Here is a 17,867-nt window from a genome sequence, read left to right on the forward strand (position 1 = left end):
AGGTGGCGCAGGTGATGGACGCCGCACGCCGGGCACAGCATCCTCTTCAGTGCAGCATGGAAAAGGATTAGTCCCGTGCCGTCATTTTCGCCTGCCCTCGAGCAAAGCCTGCATGTTGCGCTGACAGCGGCCAACGAGCGCCGGCACGAGTTCGCAACACTCGAGCACCTCTTGCTCGCCCTGTGTGACGACGAGGACGCCACCGCCGTCATGCGGGCGTGTGACGTCGATGTGGAGGAGTTGCGCGCCACTCTCGGCGACTATGTCGATAACGAGCTGACCAGCCTTGTTGTCGAGGGCGAGGAAGACGCGAAACCCACCGCCGGTTTCCAGCGTGTCATCCAGCGTGCTGTCATCCACGTTCAGAATTCAGGCCGCGAGGAAGTCACCGGGGCCAATGTTCTCGTCGCGCTCTTTGCCGAGCGGGAGAGCCATGCTGCCTATTTCCTCGCTGAGCGCGACATGACCCGATACGACGCGGTCAACTTCATCTCCCATGGTATCGCCAAGAAGCCCGGCGCCGATGAAAGCCGCCGTCCGACCGGCGCCGCCGAGAGCGAAGACGAGGCGGCTGAGGACAAGGATGACGCGCTCGCCGCCTATTGCGTGGATCTGAACGCCAAGGCGCGGTCGGGCAGTGTCGACCCGCTGATCGGCCGCGCGGCAGAGGTGGAGCGCTGCGTGCAGATTCTCTGCCGCCGCCGCAAGAACAATCCGCTCCTCGTGGGTGATCCGGGTGTCGGCAAGACGGCGATTGCCGAAGGTCTCGCTCGGTTGATCGTCGAGGGCAATGTGCCTGAGGTCCTGCAGGAAGCCACGATCTATTCGCTCGACATGGGCGTGCTGCTGGCTGGCACCCGGTATCGCGGCGATTTCGAGGAGCGCATCAAGCAGGTGGTAAAGGCGCTTGAAGCCCGCCCCAACGCTGTCTTGTTCATCGACGAGATCCACACAGTGATCGGCGCCGGCGCGACGTCCGGCGGCGCGATGGATGCGTCAAACCTCCTCAAGCCCGCCTTGCAGTCGGGAACGCTGCGCTGCATGGGTTCGACAACGTACAAGGAATATCGCCAGCACTTCGAGAAAGACCGTGCGCTCGCGCGCCGGTTCCAGAAGATCGATGTGGTAGAGCCCTCCGTGCCGGACTCCATCAAGATCCTGCAAGGGCTGAAGCCCTATTTCGAGGATTTCCACGATGTGCGCTTCACCAACGAGGCGCTGAAAAGCGCGGTCGAGCTGGCGGATCGCTATATCGGTGACCGCAAATTGCCCGACAAGGCAATTGACGTCATTGACGAGGCCGGTGCCTCGATGCGCCTCATGCCGGCCTCGAAGCGCAAGAAGACCATCGGGGTCAAGGAAGTGGAGACGGTCGTCGCCAAGATGGCCCGCATCCCCCCGAAATCGGTCTCCAAGTCCGATGAGCGTGTGCTGAAAGACCTCGATGTGTCGCTCAAGCGCGTCGTGTTCGGCCAGGACGAGGCCATCGGCAAGGTGTCGAGCGCGATCAAGCTTGCCAGGGCGGGGCTGCGCGAGCCGAGAAAGCCGATTGGCTGCTATCTCTTCTCCGGGCCGACCGGCGTCGGCAAGACCGAAGTCGCCCGCCAGCTCGCTTCGGTTCTGGGCGTGGAACTCTTGCGCTTCGACATGAGCGAATACATGGAGCGCCACACGGTGAGCCGTCTTCTCGGCGCGCCTCCGGGCTATGTCGGTTATGATCAGGGTGGCCAGCTGACCGATGCGGTCGACCAGCATCCGCATTCGGTTTTGCTGATGGACGAGATCGAGAAGGCCCATCCGGACATCTTCAACATCCTCCTGCAGGTCATGGATAATGGCGAGCTGACCGACGCCAACGGCAAGAAGATCGATTTCCGCAATGTGGTCCTGATAATGACCACGAATGCGGGCGCATCTGATGCCGCGAAGGAAGCCATCGGCTTTGGCCGTGGCAAGCGCGAGGGCGAGGATACGGCGGCGATCGGACGTCTGTTCACGCCGGAATTTCGCAACCGGCTGGATGCCGTGATCGGCTTTGCCGGACTGAAGCAGGACGTCGTCTCGCGCGTGGTCGAGAAATTCGTGCTGGAGCTTGAAGCCCAGCTTACCGATCGCGGCGTGACCTTCGAGCTGACCGAGGCGGCGAAGGCCTGGCTTGCGACGCGTGGCTATGACGAGAAGTTCGGTGCGCGCCCGCTCGGCCGGGTCATCCAGGAGCACATCAAGAAGCCTCTGGCAGACGAAATCCTCTTCGGCCAGCTGCGCAAGGGCGGCGTGGTCAAGGTCGATGTCGATCCGGCAGATGCCGAACGCCTCGATTTCGAGATAATTCCCGGTGACCGCATCAAGCCGCAAGGCAAGGGCAAGTCTGGCGCGAGCCGCAAGCCGGAACCTGTGCGGTAGGACCGACGTAATCTGCGCCCTTGTCCTTCGAGACGCAATGCGTGCTCCTCAGGATGAGGGCGTGGGATGCGTTCCCCTCACGCCTTGACGCATTGCCCTGCCCGGGCGCTTGGCCTATCCCGTTCGCACGCGAGCAGAACCGGAGAAACGCGCCATGGCCAACAGCTTCTACGACCACCTTGCCAGCACCTTGCAGGAGATCGAGGCGGACGGGCTTTACAAGCGCGAGCGGGTCATCACTTCCCAGCAATTCTCCGAGATCGATGTCGCCGCGCAAGGCGGCACGAGCCACGTCATCAATTTCTGCGCCAATAATTATCTGGGCCTCGCCAACCGCCCCGAACTGATCGGCGCGGCGAAGGATGCGCTGGACCGCTATGGCTATGGCGTTGCCTCGGTGCGCTTCATCTGCGGCACGCAAGGCGTGCACCGCGAGCTGGAAAAGGCGCTTGCGGCCTTCACCGGCCACGAGGACGCAATCCTTTACGCTGCTGCTTTCGACGCCAATGGCGGTCTCTTCGAGCCGCTGCTGGACGAGAACGATGCCATCATCTCCGATGCGCTCAACCATGCCTCCATCATTGACGGCATCCGCCTGTGCAAGGCCAAGCGCTATCGCTACGCCAATTCGGACATGGATGACCTCGAATCCAAGCTGAAAGAGGCGCGCGCCGCCGGCGCCCGCCACATCCTGATCGCGACGGACGGCGTATTCTCGATGGACGGCTATATCGCGAAGCTGAAAGACATTTGCGATCTCGCCGACACGTATGACGCCATCACCATGGTGGATGACTGCCATGCGCACGGCTTCATGGGCGCCAAGGGCAGGGGAAGCGTCGAACATTGCGGCGTCCTTGGCCGCGTGGACATCGTAACCGGTACGCTCGGCAAGGCACTGGGCGGCGCCATGGGCGGCTTTACCTGCGCCAGCCGACCCGTAATCGAAATTCTGCGCCAGCGCTCGCGGCCCTATTTGTTCTCCAATTCGCTGGCACCTGCCATTACCGGGGCGAGCCTGAAGGCGCTGGACATGGTGGCCAAGGGCGATGATCTGCGGGCCCGGCTTTTCGATAATGCAAAACGCTTCCGCAAGGGAATGAGCGAGGCCGGCTTCGAGCTTCTGCCCGGCGAACATCCGATCATTCCTGTGATGCTGGGCGATGCGCGCCTGAGCCAGGACATGGCCTCGGCCCTGATGGACGAGGGCGTCTATGTGATCGGCTTCTTCTATCCCGTTGTACCAAAAGGAAAGGCGCGCATCCGCACCCAGATGAGCGCAGCCCATACGCCGGACCAGATCGACCGCGCGGTGGAAGCGTTCACCAAGGTCGGGAAAAAGCTGGGAGTGGTTTAGGGCGCCTGTTCCCGCACCTGCGTGTTAAGCCATCACTCGTCATGCCCGCGTAGGCGGGCATCCAGAAATCCTGGTGCGAAGGCAGGTCGCATGCGGCTCTGGGTTCCCGCCCGCGCGGGAACGACGAAGTCTGTGTCTCTGCCCCATCCCCTTCGCCGTGCCTCCACAATGCGCTAGATAGCGGGCAGATAAGAACACCTGCTCTGGAGGAATATTCATGAAAGCGCTCGTCAAGGCCGAACCGCGTGAAGGCATCTGGATGCAGGATGTCGAGAAGCCGGAAATCGGCCCGGACGATGTGCTGATCCGCGTCCACATGACGGCGATCTGCGGCACCGATGTCCACATCTACAACTATGACGACTGGGCACAGAAGAACGTGCCGGTGCCCATGGTGGTCGGCCACGAGTTTGGCGGCGTCATCGAGGCGGTGGGCCGCGATGTGACGCGGGTAAAGCCGGGCATGCGCGTATCGGGCGAGGGCCATGTCGTGGGTGAGAAGAGCCGCGCGGTGCGGGCAGGGCGCTTCCACCTGGATCCCGAAACCAAGGGCGTAGGCGTGAACATGCCCGGCGCCTTTGCCGAATACCTGCGCATTCCGGCCTTCAACGTGGTGCCGCTTCCCGACGAAGTGCCGATGGAGATCGCCGCCTTCCTCGATCCGCTGGGTAATGCGGTTCACACCGCGACGGCGTTTGATCTCGTGGGCGAAGACGTGCTGATCACCGGCGCAGGCCCTATCGGCATCATGGCCGCTGCCGTCGCGCGCCATTGCGGGGCGCGCCACATCGTCCTGACCGATATCAACCCGGACCGGCTGGACCTTGCCACGCGTGTGGTTCCGAGCGTGCGGCCCGTGAACACGATGAAGGAAGAACTCCGTGACGTCATGGCGGAGCTGAAAATGACCGAGGGCTTCGATGTGGGCCTCGAAATGAGCGGCGCAGAGCCTGCCTTCAAGCAGATGGTCGATCACATGGTCATGGGCGGCAATATCGCCATGCTGGGTCTGCCGGCAAAGCCGTTCACGCTCGATATGGGCTCGCTAATCATGCGCGCGATCAACTTCAAGGGCATTTACGGCCGCGAGATGTTCGAGACCTGGCACAAGATGCTGGCCATGCTGCAATCGGGCCTCGACGTGTCGAAGCTCATCACCCACCGCCTGCCGGCGAAGGAATACCAGACCGGGTTTGACGCCATGCGTTCGGGCAAATCTGGCAAGGTCATTCTCGACTGGCGGGACGTCGCCTGATGGGAACCGAGCCGCGCGTGCCCCTGGTCTTTTCCGGCCTGCCGGAGAGCGAGATGCGCGCGCAGGCGCTGGGCTTTTACGAGACGATGAAAACGCGCCGCACGGTGCGCGATTTCTCTGACCGGGACGTGCCGCGCGAGATTATCGAACACGCCGTGCTGACCGCAGGGACAGCCCCTAGCGGCGCCAATCACCAGCCCTGGTTCTTCTCCGTCATCGGGCGCGGCCCTTTGCGCAAACCCTTGCGCGAGGCGGCAGAGGCCGAGGAGCGAGCCTTCTATGCCGGCAAGGCGGGCGAGGAGTGGCTCGATGCGCTTTCCGCACTCGGCACCGATGCCGACAAGCCGTTTCTGGAAACCGCGCCGTGGCTAATCGCGGTCTTTGCCCAGCGCCGGGGCGGGCCGAAACCGGGCGATAATCGCAAAAACTACTATGTGCCCGAAAGCGTCGGCATTGCCTGTGGCCTGTTGCTGGCGAGCCTGCACAAATCAGGTCTAGCGACACTGACCCACACGCCAAACCCGATGGGTTTCCTGACCGAGTTGTGTGGCAGGCCGGAGACCGAAAAGCCGGTCATGCTGATCGTCGCCGGCTATCCGGCCGAAGGCGCCACCGTGCCGCTGCATGCTCTGGACAAGAAGCCGCTGGATCAGATCTGCGCGTTTCTGTGATGGGCAAGCCGGCGCACTTCACCATTGAACGCCGCTATGCGTGGGACGCGGACCGGCATTTTGCCGCCATAAGCCAGTATGACGAGCTGCAGGAAGCGATGACCGGCCAGGCCCGCTACGACGGGCTGCCCTCTGGTCAGGCATATACCGGGCAGGTCTTTGAGGTGAAGATCACGCTGATGGGCTGGTTGCCCATTGGCCGCTGGCGCATCGAGGTGCTGGAATGCGATTGCGCAAAGCGGGTGCTGCGCAGTCTGGAAAGCGGCGGCGCGGTTCGCGCCTGGCGCCATACGATAACGGTTGAGCCGCTGGCCGATGGCGGTTGCCTGCATCGCGATGCGCTGGAGATTGATGCAGGCTGGCTCACGGGCTTCTACGCGCGCACCGCGCGCAACATGTATGAAAAGCGCCATGAGCTGCGCTCGCAAAAGCGCAACGAGGCCGCGCTTACCGCCGCGTGAGGGGCACACCCAGCTCCGCCTTGCCGTTCAGTCCAGGATGCGGGAAGGCCTCCGGCTCACCGTCCGGCCAATGCCATCGGCTTTCCGGAAACAGTGCGCGCATGGCTGGCAGATCACAGCCATAGGGCGGCCCGCCCCGCTCGACCTTCTGCATGAACAGCGCCAGCAGTACGCCGCCGGGGCGAAGCTGAGCGTGCGCGGCCATCTCGTAGGCCTCGCGCAAGCGTGGCGAAATCGCGCACAGGAAGGTCTGCTCCCAATAGAGATCGAAGGGTGTTTCCGGCCGCCAGGCGAGAGCGTCTCCCGCATGGAGGTGTGCCGTCAGGCCGGCTTGTGCAAAGCGCGCTTTCTGCCAATCGATCGCCGTAGGTGACAGATCGACAGCGGTTACTTTCAGGCCCACTTTCGCCAGAGCCAGAGGTTCCTCACCCCGCCCGCACCCCGGCACATAGATGGATTTGCAAGCCTCCAGCAGTCCAAGCGTCTGCCAGTAGGCGAAGGCGGGATGCAGGCCCTTGCGCTCCCACGGCGCATCATCAGCCCGGAAGCGTGCATCCCAGTCCATGCCCGGCGTAGGGGCGGCATCGGTTGTTGTCATAACCGGTTTCCTGCGTCGGAGAGTTTGGCTAGAGATAGCCGCGTTGCGGGTGTGGCGGAACTGGTAGACGCACCAGATTTAGGTTCTGGCGGGGAGACCCGTGGAGGTTCGAGTCCTCTCACCCGCACCATTTTTGTTGTCCTCCCTCACATCCGTTCGGTCGGTGCGGGCAAAAGTGCCCGGCGCGCGTTCGCGCTTTCAGCCCGCTTTGCGGGCTGCAAGGGCAAGGCCCGTCCAACACAGTTACCAGCTAGGTCTTCTGCAAAATTCCTCTTGCGCGATCAGAGGCAAATGCGGCTCATATGCGCAGCGTCGGCGGGCGTTCAGCCATAGCGGACGCCGGGGGCTTTCAAAAAATGGACAGCGCAACCCTTACCGGGGTGATGATCGGCGGAGCAGGGCATTCCGGCTCGACGCTTTTGGGCATGATCCTCTCCGGCCTTCCCGGCGCCGTCTATGTCGGGGAGGGGGCCAAAGTTCGCTATCTCGGCGACATGGCCAAGCCGCTCGCCAAGCGGGCTTGCAAGATCTGCGGCGATGACTGTGCGTTCTGGAACGGTTTCCGCTGGGATCCGTCGACGGGTCTATATGAACAGGTCGCGGCCCATAGCGGCGCGCGTATCGTCATCGATTCTTCCAAGAAGCCGGACTGGATCAGCGCCCGCGCAGAGGAATTGCGTGCGGGCGGGCATGAAGCGCGCCTGATCGTGCTGACACGCGATGGCCGCGCCGTCGTCAATTCCCGCCTGCGCAAGTATCCCGACCGCGATGCCGCCGGCCAGATATCCGAGTGGATGGAGCAGATAGAAGCAGCTCACGCCCTCGCAGAGGTGTTTCCAGGTCCTGTCCTGAACCTTGCCTATGAGGAGCTGGCCACTCGCCCGGAGGAGACCGCCCGCAAACTTGCAGAGTTTGTCGGCGAGGCGTTTGAACCGGCCATGCTGGCCTTTTCTGCGCGCGAGCATCACCCGCTTGGCGGCAATAACGGCACGCAGTTTCTGGCCGCACGCGGCCAGGCAAATGGCGCCGGCCTGAAGCCGGGCGCGCGCTCTGCCGACTATTACCGCAATCATCCAGATGCCATCCGCCTCGATCTGAGGTGGAGGGACGAATTTTCGCCCGACCATGCCGCTCTGTTCGAGGCGATGGCAGGCAGATTAAACCATTCCATGAAGTGGGGCAGTTAAGTGACGAAGATTGATCTTGTTTTCCGCCGCATCGATGAGCGCACCGCGGATGTGGCCCTCGAGCTGGCCAAGCGCCATATCCGCCCTGACGCCATCCATATCATGGACGATGTACGCCCCTTTACGCGCTGCGTGGAGGAGATGCTGAAGATCGAGCATGACTGCGACTATGTCGTCTATCTCGATGCCGACTGCCTGATCCTTGAGGACATGCGCGCCTTCATCGAGGAATGCGACGCGGCCTATGTGGATGCCTATGTCTCAGACCGTTTCCGCGGACGCATCCATTGCGGCGTGCATATCACCCGCATCGATCTTGTGCGCGCCATGGCCCGCGTTACCCCGCCGGTAAATGATCTCAAATATGCGCTGCGCCCGGAATCGCGCCTGCGCAACATAGCCATGAAGCCCCTGCGGCTCTCCAAGCAGTTCCGCAATTTCGACATACTGCACGACCATTTTCAGGCCTATCGCCACATCTTCCAGAAATACGCCTTGCGCGAATTGCGCAGCCGGACTGACGTGCAGTTCCGCCGACTGAGTTCAGCGATGTCCCGGTGGAATGCCGATGCGGACGCCGATATGGATTTCAAGGTGGCCGCTGCCGCCGTTGCCTATGCGCGCCGCCACGTGCCTGCCGATGCCAGCGCCGCCGAAGTGCATGCCTTCATTTCTGCTTTGCCCGAACACGCCCAGATCGGCCTCGCCGAGATCGGTATCGCCGAAAAGGGCGATTTCACCCTACAGGACCTCGAGGCCTGGCTGGAGCGCAACGATCATCGCGAAGTCTATGGTTCGGGTAGCGACCGGCCCAAGGTCTTCGGCCTCGGCCTGTCGCGTACGGGCACACGCTCACTCACCTCCGCCCTGCAGATGCTGGGCTGGGACTGCAGCCATTATCCGATCGATGAGGACACCTATACCGAGCTTGCCAACGGTCAGTACGACCTGACCTTGCTCAAGCACCATGACGGCCTCACCGACATTACCTGCGCGCCCTACTACCAGCAGTTCGACAAGCAGTATCCCGGCTCGAAATTCGTACTCACCGTGCGCGACAAGGATCCATGGCTCAATTCCTGCCGCAATCACTGGTTCAACCGGCCCGCCTTTGGCGAGACGGACGATCCGGACGAGGAAGTCCACTTCCTGATGCGACAGCTCCTGCGGGCGGCGGTCTATGGCTGCTACACCTATGTGCCGGGGCGGTTCTCCTGGGTCTATGACCGCCACGTTGCGGAAGTGAAGGCCTATTTCAAGGACCGCCCGGAAGACCTTCTCGTCATTGATGTGTGCGCAGGGGAGGGCTTCGAGAAGCTGGCTCCCTTCCTTGGCGTACCCGTCCCGGCGGAGCCTTTCCCCCACAAGGGATCGCTCCTCACACGCCGGGTGGAGGAGGCCCGCGCCGGCGCCGTGGCGGCGGAGTAGGCGATGACAGGCCAGAGCGCCATTGCGATGCCGCCGCTGCGCGAATCGCTGGCGCTGGCATGGCGCACGGTTGCGCTGGCCTGGCGGGCTGCGCCCGGCCTGATCCTGCTGCTCGGCGGTATGACCTTGCTGGCTGCGCTCGGCCCCGCAGCGGCGGCGTATCTCGCCAAGCTGATGATCGATGCGGTGGTGCGGGCCATCCAGACCGGCGCGGAGACAGATCGCAATCTCGCTCTCGCCTACGCGGCGGGCGAAGCGGCGGTGCTCGGCGCTCTTATCGGTGTCCGCCGGGTGAGCGGCTTCTTTTTCAACGTGCTGCGCGCCGAGCTGGGCTTTGATATCGGCAACCGCATCTTTGCCCGCACCGCATCGCTTGATCTGGAAACGCTGGAACGCGCCGACATCCAGCAGCAGATCACCCTTGCCCGCCAGAACGCAGTTGCCCGGCCCTTTTCGATGGTCCAGCGCGTGTTCGATGCGGCCCAGAACGCCGTAACGCTGTTCAGCTTTGCCGTCCTTCTGATGGCCTATTCGCCCTGGCTGGTGGTTCTCATAGTCGTGGGCGGCCTGCCGCTCTTTCTGGGGGAGCTGAAATTCTCCGGCGCGGGTTTTCGCTATTATACAGGGCGCACGCCCGAGATGCGCCGACGCAGCTATCTGGAAGGCCTGCTGGTCACGCCGGGCGCCGCGCCAGAACGCCTGCACGCCGGCGCCAGCGAGGCGATAGCGGGCCGCCAACGCACCCTCTACCGGACTCTCTTTGCAGAAGATCGCGCCCTGCAGGCCCGGCGCAGCTGGGGCGGCGTCATCCTGATCGCCATTTCGAGCGTGATCTTCATTGCCGGCAAGCTTTATGCCGTGCTGCAGGCGGTGGGAGGGCTGATCTCGCTGGGCCAGATGACGCTGCTCATTGCTGCGCTCAAACAGGGACAGAACAGCGTGACGAGCCTGCTGGCGGCGTTCAGCGGCGCCTATGAGGATGTGCTTTACGCCTCGAACCTCTTTGCCCTTCTGGACAGGGACGATCCGCCCGATTGCGGAGGTCTGACAAACGGCCCGGTTCCCGGCGACGGCTACCGGCTGGAAAATGTCAGCTATCGCTATCCGGGCGCGCAGAAAGATGCCGTGAAGGGTATAAGCCTGCACATTGCGCCCGGCGAACGCCTCGGCATTGTCGGTGCGAACGGTTCGGGCAAGACAACGCTGGTGAAGCTGCTCTGCGGGCTATATCGCCCCGGCTCCGGACGCATCCTGCTCGATGGGACACCGCTCGAAGACTGGGACCGCGAGGCGCTGTCGGCGCGCACCGCCCTCCTGTTCCAGCCCTTCCAGCGCTATGCGTTCACCGCGCGCGACAATGTCACCATGGGTGAGGGGCTACGCAGAGCGCCGGACGGCGAGGTCGATACCGCCATCGATGCCGGGCTTGCCCGCGACGTGATCGACGAATTGCCTTTCGGGCTTGATACCGAATTGTCCCGCCAGCAGCTCGACGGGGTGGAGCTGTCCGGCGGTCAGTGGCAGCGCCTGGCGCTCGCGCGCGCCATGCTGCGCACCCGTGCCGACACGCTGATCCTCGATGAACCGACCTCCGCCCTCGATCCCGAAGCCGAAGCGGAGCTGATCGACCGGGTGTCGGCTGGGGGCAAGACGGTGGTGCTCATCAGTCACCGCTTGTCCAACCTGCGCGCGGCGCAGCGAATCATCGTGCTGGAAAAGGGACGGATCAGCGAGACCGGCACCCATGACAGCCTGATGCAGGCGGGCGGTGCCTATTCCCGGCTCTTTGCCGCGCAGGCGGGCTTCTATCGCGAGGGATGAGGCGCTTCCTGCCTGCACTTCACATCAACCGCCATACGCCCGTTGCGTCCGTGTAAGTCGCGTGACATAACGCGCGCTCACTCCCGGCAGCCCCAGGCGTGCAATGGACAGTTTTGTCCGGTGCGTGCGTACCAAGGGTGCCGACGTATCCATGACAAGGCCTCGCCACGATGAACGTTGTTGAAAAATCTTCCGAAGGACTCTCGCGCACGTTTGAAGTGGTCGTGCCCGCGTCCGACCTGCAATCGCGCCTCTCTGCCAAGATCGAGGAAATCCGCCCGCAAGTGCGCCTGAAGGGCTTCCGCCCGGGCAAGGTGCCCGCTGCCCACATCCGCAAGATGTTCGGCGCCTCGATCATGAGCGATATCCTTCAGGAGATCGTGCCCGAAGCCACCCAGAGCACTCTGGATGAGCGCAAGCTGCGCCCGGCCAGCCAACCCGGCATCGAAGTGAAGTCCGATGCCGAGGACGTGCTGAAGAACGGCAAGGATTTCGCCTTCGAGATCAATGTCGAGGTGATGCCGGAGTTCGAGGCTGCTGACCCGAAAAAGCTGAAGCTGGAGCGCCCGGTCGCGAAAGTTGCCGACGCGCAGGTCAATGAGGCGCTTGAACGCCTCGCCAAGGACAGCCGCTCCTACGAGGACAAGCCGAAATCGGCCAAGTCCGCCGAAGGCGACGTCGTGGTGATCGATTTCGTCGGCAAGATCGACGGCGAAGTCTTCCCGGGTGGCTCTGCCACGGATTCGCGCGTCGCTCTTGGCGATGGCGCCTTCATCCCGGGTTTTGAAGACCAGCTCATCGGCGTGAAAGCCGGTGACGAGGTCGAGATCAAGGTAACTTTCCCGGCCGATTACGGCGCGGAACACCTGGCCGGCAAAGACGCAGTCTTCGAAGCCAAGGTGAAGTCGATCCAGGCGCCGCAGGAAAGCAAGATCGATGACAGCCTGGCCGAGCGCCTCGGCCTGTCGGATCTGGACGCCCTTAAAGAAGCACTGACCAAGCGCTTCGAGCAGGAGCACAATCAGGCCTCCCGCATGAAGGTGAAGCGCCAGATCCTCGACCAGCTTGATGACATGCACGGCGATGTCGAGTTGCCGGGCCGCATGGTCGAAACCGAGTTTGACAGCATCTGGCGCGAAGTCATGGCCGCCAAGGAAGCTGGCGAGCTGGAAGACGAGGACAAGGACAAGTCCGACGACGAGCTGAAAGCCGATTACCGCACGATCGCCGAGCGCCGCGTGCGCCTCGGTCTGGTGCTGGCCGAGATCGGCCGGAACGCCAAGATCGATGTGACGCAGGAAGAGCTTGCGCGCGCGGTCAACCAGGAAGCGATGAAGTATCCGGGCCAGGAACGCCAGGTTGTCGAATACTTCCAGAACAATCCGGGTGCCGTTCAGGCCCTGCGCGCGCCGATCTACGAAGAGAAAGTCGTCGATTACGTGATCGAACTGGCCGACGTTAAGGACGTCACGGTCGACCGCGACACGCTCTTCGCCGAGGAAGACGAAGCGCCGGCCAAAAAGCCTGCCAAGAAGGCTCCGGCCAAGAAGGCAGCTGCCAAGGGTGACGCTAAGCCGGCTGCTAAGAAAGCAGCAGCAAAGTCAGATGCGAAAGCTGATGCCAAGCCGGCCGCCAAAAAGGCTCCGGCCAAGAAAGCGGCAGCCAAGAAGGACTGAGGGGCTGGGCTTGTGCCCTGACAGCCTTTGCCTTCACTGCCTTTCATAGCGTGATATGCACCGGGTCCGCTTGCGGGCCCGGTGTTCGCTTGCCAAATTGAGCGAAGCCTTCCAGCTTGCACCTCAAGGCCTTGCCCGTCCGGGCAGCTGCGCCGCGATCAATGCACATTCCGAACGGAGCCGGTGATGAGAGATCCCCAGGACGTGATGATGAACCTCGTTCCCATGGTCGTGGAACAGACCAGCCGGGGCGAGCGCGCGTTCGACATCTACTCGCGCCTTCTCAAGGAGCGGATCATCTTCGTGACCGGACCGATCGAGGATCACATGGCGAGCCTCATGGTCGCCCAGCTTCTCTTCCTCGAATCGGAAAACCCGAAAAAAGAGATCGCCATGTACATCAACTCGCCAGGCGGCGTGGTGACGGCCGGTCTCGCGATCTACGACACGATGCAATATATCTCCTCGCCTGTGGCGACGGCCTGTATAGGCATGGCGGCCTCGATGGGCTCGCTGCTGCTGGCCGGCGGTGAAAAGGGGATGCGCTTTGCGACCCCGAATGCCCGTATCATGCTGCACCAGCCCTATGGCGGTTTCCGCGGCACCACGGCGGATATCGAACGCCACGGCGAAGACCTGGTGAAGATGAAGCGCCGTCTCTACGACATTTACGAGCGTCACACGGGTCAGGATCCGGCCGTTGTCGAGAAGACGCTGGACCGCGATTCCTACATGAGCGCGCAGGAAGCGGCCGATTTCGGGATTATCGACACGGTCTACGAGCGGCGCGCAGAATCCGCCTCCTGACATATTTTCATCCCTGTTCACCTGTTGTTTTGAAACCGTAGCTTACGCTGCGGGCAGCACCTCGCGCTTGATTGATAGGCGCGCTGGTGATCGAATGACGGGGAAGGGAAACCTTTCGTCAAGCTCCGGCCCTGATCCTGCAGGGCAGCTTGCCGGTTGATTCCGGCAGCGAGGGGCAGGCGAAAAGGCCAACCTTATAGACGACGATCCGGCGCTGCCGATTGGAGCGAGCATGACCAAGGCGACCACAGGCGACGGGAAGAGCACCCTTTATTGCTCCTTCTGCGGCAAGAGCCAGCACGAGGTGCGCAAGCTCATCGCCGGGCCGACCGTGTTCATCTGCGATGAATGCGTCGAGCTTTGCATGGACATCATCCGCGAAGAGAACAAGACCTCGCTGGTGAAGTCGCGCGAAGGCGTTCCCAGCCCGCAGGAAATCTACCAGGTGCTGGAAGATTATGTGATCGGCCAGGCGCACGCCAAACGCGTGCTGTCGGTTGCCGTCCATAACCACTACAAGCGCCTCAATCACGCTTCACAGAACGCCGATGTCGAACTGGCCAAGTCCAACATCCTGCTGATCGGCCCGACCGGTTGCGGCAAGACGCTGCTCGCCCAGACGCTGGCTCGCATCCTCGACGTTCCCTTCACCATGGCCGATGCGACCACGCTGACCGAAGCCGGCTATGTGGGCGAGGACGTAGAGAACATCGTTCTGAAGCTGCTCCAGGCCGCCGACTACAATGTCGAGCGGGCCCAGCGCGGCATCGTCTATATCGACGAGATCGACAAGATCAGCCGCAAGTCGGACAACCCCTCCATCACTCGCGACGTATCGGGTGAGGGCGTGCAGCAGGCACTCCTGAAGATCATGGAAGGCACTGTCGCCTCGGTGCCGCCACAAGGCGGACGCAAGCATCCCCAGCAGGAGTTCCTGCAGGTCGACACCACCAACATCCTCTTCATTGTCGGCGGCGCGTTCGCGGGCCTTGAGAAGATCATCTCGCTGCGTGGCAAGGGCTCTGCGGTCGGCTTTGGCGCCGATGTGCGTGATCCCGATGCGCGCCGTCAGGGCGATGTCCTGCGCGAGGTGGAGCCTGACGATCTGCAGCGCTTCGGCCTGATCCCGGAATTCGTCGGCCGTCTGCCCGTCATCGCGACGCTGGAAGACCTCGATGAGGCTGCCCTGATGCAGATTCTCACCGAGCCGAAGAACGCGCTCGTAAAGCAGTATCAGCGCCTGTTCGAGATGGAGGGCGTGGGCCTCTCCTTCACGGAGGACGCCCTTGTCGCCATCGCCCAGAAGGCAATCCTGCGCAAGACCGGCGCGCGCGGCCTGCGCTCCATCATGGAGGGCATTCTGCTCGACACCATGTTCGACCTGCCGAGCCTGGAAGGCGTGGAAGAGGTCGTGGTCAATGCCGAAGTGGTCAATGGCGATGCCAAGCCGCTCTATATCTACTCCAAGGCCCGCTCCAAGCTGGAAGAGGCGCCGCGTCAGGGCGCTTAAGCGCTCGGACTGACAATGGTGGAAAGATCGACGCCCCGGCTATTCGCCGGGGCGTTTTTCGTTTGTGGCCAGTAGTAACAGCTCCAGCAGCATCGCGCCTTGAACCGGCCCCCTTCACCTTCCACTTGTTGTGCAGGGCGAAGCGCGCGAGGCTGTAAACCAAGCTCGCCGCCATATCGACAAGGCGGACCGGAATGCGGTCCGGACGTGGTGCAGGCAATCTGGCCTGCCACGGCCTACGGAGACAGAAAAGAATGACAGAGACCAGAACCCTGCCGCTGCTGCCGCTGCGCGACATAGTGGTGTTTCCCCACATGATCGTGCCGCTCTTTGTCGGGCGGGAAAAGTCCGTGCGCGCGCTGGAAGAGGTGATGCGCGGTGGCAAGCAGATCCTGCTGGCAACCCAGAAGAGCGCGGGCGACGATGATCCGAAGCCTGAGGCTATCTACGAATCCGGCGTGATCGCCTCGGTGCTCCAATTGCTCAAACTGCCTGACGGCACGGTTAAGGTGCTGGTCGAGGGCTCGCAGCGTGTCACCATCAAGGCCTTCCTGGACAATCAGGCATATTTCGAAGCCGAAGCAGAGCTTGTGGACGAGGCGGTCGGACCGCAGTCCGAGGTCGAAGCGCTGATGCGCGCGGCTGCCGAGAAGTTCGATGAATACGCCAAGCTGAACAAGAAGGTGCCGCCCGAGGCGCTGTCGGTGGTGGCCGAGATTTCCGATCCCGCCAAGATGGCCGACACCATCTCCGCGCACCTGGCGGTAAAGCTGACCGAGAAGCAGGAATTGCTGGCAAACGCCAATGTCGTGGCGCGTCTGGAGACCGTGCTCGGCCTGATGGAAGGCGAGATTTCGGTGCTGCAGGTGGAGAAGAAAATCCGCAGCCGCGTCAAGCGCCAGATGGAAAAAACCCAGCGCGAATATTATCTTAACGAGCAAATGAAGGCGATCCAGCGCGAGCTGGGTGAAGGTGATGACGGGCGTGAGGAGCTCGCCGAGCTCGAGGAGCGCATCCTCAACACCAAGCTCTCGAAGGAAGCGCGCGCCAAGGCCGATGCCGAGTTCAAGAAGCTGCGCCAGATGAGCCCGATGTCGGCGGAATCCACCGTCGTGCGCAATTATCTCGACTGGCTGCTGTCAATTCCGTGGAACAAGCGCAAGCGCACCCGGATCGATCTCGAAAAGGCTCAGGTGACGCTCGACAACGACCATTATGGCCTCGAGAAGGTCAAGGAGCGCATTGTCGAGCACCTGGCCGTCCAGTCGCGCACGAAGAAAATTCGCGGGCCCATTCTGTGCCTTGTCGGCCCTCCCGGCGTCGGCAAGACCTCGCTCGGCCGCTCGATTGCCGAGGCAACGGGACGCGATTTCGTGCGGGTTTCGCTTGGCGGCGTCCGTGACGAGGCCGAAATCCGTGGCCACCGACGCACCTATATCGGGTCCATGCCTGGCCGGGTCATCCAGTCGATGAAAAAGGCCAAGCATTCCAATCCGCTCTTCCTTCTGGACGAGATCGACAAGCTGGGCGCGGACTATCGCGGTGATCCGGCATCGGCCCTTCTGGAGGTGCTGGACCCGGAGCAGAATGCGACGTTCAACGATCACTATCTCGAAGTCGATTACGACCTCTCCGACGTGATGTTCATCACGACGGCGAACACGTTGAACATGCCGCAGCCGCTTCTGGACCGGATGGAGATCATCCGTATTGCCGGCTACACCGAGGATGAGAAGCTGGAGATTGCCCGGCGTCACCTCATCCCGCGCCAGCTCAAGAACCATGCGCTCAAGGAGGGCGAGTGGACGGTGACCGACGATGCACTTCGCGATGTCGTGCGCTACTACACGCGCGAATCCGGCGTGCGTAATCTTGAGCGCGAGATGGCTCGCCTTGCCCGCAAGAGCGTGGTGAAGCTGGAAAAGGGCGAGACCGACAAGGTTGTCATCACGCCAGAAACGCTTGAGGATTTCCTGGGCGTGCGCAAGTTCCGCTTTGGCGAAACCGAGGACGCAGACCGGGTAGGCCTCGTCACTGGCCTTGCCTGGACGGAAGTGGGCGGCGACCTCCTGACCATCGAGGCGGTCACGATGCCGGGCCGCGGCCAGATGAAGGTCACGGGCAATCTGCGTGACGTGATGAAGGAATCCATCTCGGCGGCAAACTCGTTCGTGCAATCGCGCGCGCCGTCCGTTGGCATCAAGCCGACCATTTTCCGCCGGACCGACATTCACGTTCACGTGCCGGAAGGTGCCACGCCGAAGGACGGTCCGTCCGCCGGTATCGCCATGGTCACGGCCATTGTCTCTGCCCTGACCGGTAATCCGGTCCGCAAGGATGTCGCCATGACGGGCGAGGTGACCTTGCGTGGCCGCGTGCTGCCGATCGGCGGGCTGAAGGAGAAGCTGCTCGCCGCGCTTCGCGGCGGGGTGAAAACCGTGCTGATCCCGAAGGAGAACGAGAAGGACCTCTCCGAGGTGCCCGACAATGTGAAGCAGGGCCTTTCCATCATTCCTGTGGAGACGGTCGACGAGGTGCTTTCCATCGCGCTGGCCCAGCCGGTGGAGCCGGTTGAGTGGACCGAAGCCGATGAGGCTGCGCTTGCAGCCTTGCCTTCAGCCGGCGATGGCGGGGAAGCGCGCGCGCACTAGCCGCCGCTTGCCAGACAGCAAGAAGCCCCGGCCAATGGCCGG

General features: G+C 62.6%; 13 protein-coding genes and 1 tRNA gene. 13 read left to right on the plus strand and 1 reads right to left on the minus strand.

Annotated features, from left to right (window positions below):
- The first annotated feature begins 75 nt into the window (after window positions 1-75).
- The 5 genes from clpA to ACTS2Z_RS09410 all read left to right on the plus strand — a co-directional run bounded on the left by clpA (window position 76) and on the right by ACTS2Z_RS09410 (window position 6,147).
- Window positions 76-2,403 (plus strand): ATP-dependent Clp protease ATP-binding subunit ClpA, encoded by a 2,328-nt coding sequence (clpA, locus tag ACTS2Z_RS09390; RefSeq protein WP_442572953.1) that lies wholly within the window; start codon window positions 76-78, stop codon window positions 2,401-2,403.
- A 154-nt stretch (window positions 2,404-2,557) separates the two neighbouring features.
- Window positions 2,558-3,760, plus strand: coding sequence for a glycine C-acetyltransferase (locus ACTS2Z_RS09395; RefSeq protein WP_442572954.1), 1,203 nt, complete (start codon window positions 2,558-2,560; stop codon window positions 3,758-3,760).
- 217 nt (window positions 3,761-3,977) lie between these two features.
- Window positions 3,978-5,015 carry an L-threonine 3-dehydrogenase gene (tdh, locus tag ACTS2Z_RS09400; RefSeq protein ID WP_442572955.1) on the plus strand — a complete coding sequence of 346 codons (1,038 nt, stop codon included), beginning with the start codon at window positions 3,978-3,980 and terminating at the stop codon, window positions 5,013-5,015.
- Window positions 5,015-5,686, plus strand: a complete 672-nt coding sequence (locus ACTS2Z_RS09405; RefSeq protein WP_442572956.1) for a nitroreductase family protein — start codon at window positions 5,015-5,017, stop codon at window positions 5,684-5,686. The genes tdh and ACTS2Z_RS09405 overlap by 1 nt, the downstream gene beginning before the upstream one ends.
- The gene (locus ACTS2Z_RS09410) at window positions 5,686-6,147 is read left to right on the plus strand and encodes an SRPBCC family protein (RefSeq protein ID WP_442572957.1); all 462 of its coding nucleotides are present in this window, start codon (window positions 5,686-5,688) and stop codon (window positions 6,145-6,147) included. Before ACTS2Z_RS09405 ends, ACTS2Z_RS09410 begins: the two co-directional genes overlap by 1 nt.
- Here the strand turns inward: ACTS2Z_RS09410 and ACTS2Z_RS09415 are convergent.
- On the minus strand, window positions 6,134-6,745 hold the full coding sequence (locus ACTS2Z_RS09415; protein WP_442572958.1) for a methyltransferase domain-containing protein: 612 nt from the start codon (window positions 6,743-6,745) through the stop codon (window positions 6,134-6,136). The genes ACTS2Z_RS09410 and ACTS2Z_RS09415 overlap by 14 nt on opposite strands.
- A gap of 45 nt (window positions 6,746-6,790) precedes the next feature.
- Between ACTS2Z_RS09415 and ACTS2Z_RS09420 the strand changes: the two genes are divergently transcribed.
- The 8 genes from ACTS2Z_RS09420 (at window position 6,791) to lon (ending at window position 17,825) form a co-directional block, all read left to right on the plus strand.
- Window positions 6,791-6,875, plus strand: a tRNA-Leu gene (locus ACTS2Z_RS09420).
- A gap of 226 nt (window positions 6,876-7,101) precedes the next feature.
- Window positions 7,102-7,932, plus strand: a complete 831-nt coding sequence (locus ACTS2Z_RS09425; protein ID WP_442572959.1) for a sulfotransferase family protein — start codon at window positions 7,102-7,104, stop codon at window positions 7,930-7,932.
- Entirely contained in the window at window positions 7,933-9,360 is a 1,428-nt protein-coding gene (locus ACTS2Z_RS09430; RefSeq protein ID WP_442572960.1) for a sulfotransferase family protein, read from the plus strand.
- Between the two features lie 3 nt (window positions 9,361-9,363).
- Window positions 9,364-11,181, plus strand: coding sequence for an ABC transporter ATP-binding protein (locus tag ACTS2Z_RS09435; RefSeq protein WP_442572961.1), 1,818 nt, complete (start codon window positions 9,364-9,366; stop codon window positions 11,179-11,181).
- A 170-nt stretch (window positions 11,182-11,351) separates the two neighbouring features.
- Window positions 11,352-12,857 carry a trigger factor gene (gene tig / locus ACTS2Z_RS09440; protein WP_442572962.1) on the plus strand — a complete coding sequence of 502 codons (1,506 nt, stop codon included), beginning with the start codon at window positions 11,352-11,354 and terminating at the stop codon, window positions 12,855-12,857.
- Window positions 12,858-13,043: 186 nt separating this feature from the next.
- Window positions 13,044-13,664, plus strand: a complete 621-nt coding sequence (locus ACTS2Z_RS09445) for an ATP-dependent Clp protease proteolytic subunit (protein WP_442572963.1) — start codon at window positions 13,044-13,046, stop codon at window positions 13,662-13,664.
- A 232-nt stretch (window positions 13,665-13,896) separates the two neighbouring features.
- Window positions 13,897-15,174: an ATP-dependent Clp protease ATP-binding subunit ClpX gene (gene clpX / locus ACTS2Z_RS09450; RefSeq protein WP_442572964.1), complete on the plus strand. Its 1,278-nt coding sequence runs from the start codon at window positions 13,897-13,899 to the stop codon at window positions 15,172-15,174.
- 254 nt (window positions 15,175-15,428) lie between these two features.
- On the plus strand, window positions 15,429-17,825 hold the full coding sequence (gene lon / locus ACTS2Z_RS09455; protein ID WP_442572965.1) for an endopeptidase La: 2,397 nt from the start codon (window positions 15,429-15,431) through the stop codon (window positions 17,823-17,825).
- The last annotated feature ends 42 nt before the right edge of the window (window positions 17,826-17,867 follow it).

The sequence above is a fragment of the Glycocaulis sp. genome, from assembly GCF_052168375.1.
In the GTDB taxonomy this organism is placed as follows: Bacteria; Pseudomonadota; Alphaproteobacteria; order Caulobacterales; family Maricaulaceae; genus Glycocaulis.